The 667-nt window shown below is 74.4% G+C and carries 1 pseudogene; it reads left to right on the top strand.

From position 1 onward, the window contains the following. Positions 1-667, top strand: a pseudogene (locus tag U9980_RS11875) (DNA polymerase III subunit gamma and tau); the annotation flags it as partial.

Genomic DNA, 667 nt, shown 5'->3' with positions numbered 1-667 from the left:
TGGCGGTGGCGATGCGGGACGACTGCGAGCAGCCTGGGACGACGTGCTCCGCGCGGCCCGGTCGCGCAAGCCCGCCACGCACGCCCTACTCCAGGAGTACGCCTCGGTCGCGGATGTTCGTGGGGACGAAGTCATCCTCGCGTTCACGGTCGCGACGATCGCCCGGATGTTCGGTCAGGGCAGCAATGTCGAGGTCCTCCGCGCCGCCCTGACAGAGATTCTGGGCGGCACCTGGCGGGTCACCATCGCAGCCGCGGGGGGGCCACCCGGTGCGCCGGGGGGTACCGGCGTGCCCTGGACCCCTGGTGGGAACAGTCGGCCAGGCCGTCCGGACGGGACTTCCGGGCCGGAACCGGCCGGGTCCAGCTCACCGCGAGCCTCGGCCGGGCCGGTGCACGCTGTAGCCGTCGCCACACCGCCGCCGGCGACTCAATCGGGACCACCGGCACCTGTGCACCGCCCGACCGGACGAGCCATGGCCTCCGGCGGACCTTCGGCGCCAACCCCGACGGCCGGGCAGATCCGTCATGAGGCGACGACCGTCCGACCAGGGGCAACGCCCGCCGACCGGCCGGGTGCACGCGCCACGGGGGAGGGCCGTGCCACCGCCCACGCTGGCCTTGACGTGGCACGACGTTCGCCCGCGCCCCGTGAATCGTCCTCGGCC

The organism is Protofrankia sp. Cr1 (assembly GCF_963555865.1).
Lineage (GTDB): Bacteria > Actinomycetota > Actinomycetes > Frankiales > Frankiaceae > Protofrankia.
This window is presented reverse-complemented; position numbering and strand designations above follow the sequence as displayed.